This window comes from Faecalibacillus sp. H12, from assembly GCF_013361255.1.
Taxonomy (GTDB): Bacteria; Bacillota_I; Bacilli_A; order Erysipelotrichales; family Coprobacillaceae; genus Faecalibacillus; species Faecalibacillus intestinalis.
This window is the reverse complement of the sequence record NZ_JABWDK010000070.1, coordinates 1-1190: the sequence shown is the minus strand read 5'-3', so window position 1 is coordinate 1190 and position 1190 is coordinate 1. Positions and strand designations below refer to the sequence as shown.

The following is a 1190-nucleotide window of genomic DNA, read 5'->3' as shown; positions in this document are numbered from 1 at the left end:
TTCCTCCCCAAATCATTTCTTTAAATACAGGTTCTACCCATAAAATATGTCCCATCACTATTCTCCTTTTCCTTTTTCATGTGTTGATTCATTTCTTCTTTCATCCCAATCTAAATTCATAGATACTTTTTTAATAAGTAATTCTTGATAATTCTTTTTAAAGAGTAAGGAATAGATTAAATCTATAATATAATCACTACTTATTTTAGAAGAAAATGTTCCAATTTTATTAATAATATTTTCTTTTGAACACATTGTTAAACAAATATCTGCTTTTATTCTCAAATAACTATCATTTAAAGAAGTGATTGCAATAATGGTTCCCCCATTTATTTTAATACGTTCAACAATAGGTTTAATTTCATTTGTTTGTCCTGAATAGGAAATAATTAACGCTACTGAATTTTTAGTCGTATACAAAGCCTGTTGAGTTTGCTCTGTAGGAATAATTTTCAAGTTAACAAGCTTATTGACATAAGTCATTTTATGTTCAAACATCAATGCTGATAAAAAAGAATCTCCTACCGCAAACAAATCAATGATGTTTGCTTTATCAATATAATCCACTGCTTTTTCTAATTCATTCATATCAAGAACTTGATTAGTTCCTTCAATGGTTTGTTTATAGATTTCTCCAACATTATGACAAATTTCATTTTTCGAACTATCTTGAAGAAATGGCTTATTAAAATTTATTGTAGAGAATGTTTGAGATTGAGTTATTTCGGCAAAATGAACACGAAAGTCATTAAAATTCTTTTCTCCCAATTTCTTACAAAAACGACTAATTGTTGCTGTTGAAGTATAAGTTGCTTCTGCTAACTCTTTAAGATTCATATGAATCACATCTTCTTTATGTTCAATTAAATAATCTGCTATTTTCTTTTCTAAATCACTAAAACCATTTTGGTATTCAATTGTTGATAATAGACTCATATTCTCACCTCTAAATCCATTGTACCTTTATATACAATGAAAGACAAGGATACGACGTATCCTTGTCTTTCATTATTAAGCTTCTGCAGCTTGTTTGTTTTGGTATTTTTCGTATGCAATTAAGAATGGTACATAGATAACTGTTGAAACAACAATTAAGATTGCTTGAGTTACTGCACCCATAACGTTTGCACCTGTAGCTAAGAAACCAAATACGATTGGTGGAGTTGTCCAAGGTACTGTTAAACATGCAA

The 1190-nt window shown here is 28.9% G+C and carries 1 protein-coding gene and 1 pseudogene; both read right to left on the bottom strand.

Annotated features, from left to right (window positions below):
* Nucleotides 1-57: 57 nt before the first annotated feature.
* Entirely contained in the window at nucleotides 58-936 is an 879-nt protein-coding gene (locus HUU89_RS14435) for a MurR/RpiR family transcriptional regulator (protein WP_032090165.1), read from the bottom strand.
* A 75-nt stretch (nucleotides 937-1011) separates the two neighbouring features.
* Nucleotides 1012-1190, bottom strand: a pseudogene (locus tag HUU89_RS15205) (PTS sugar transporter subunit IIC); the annotation flags it as partial.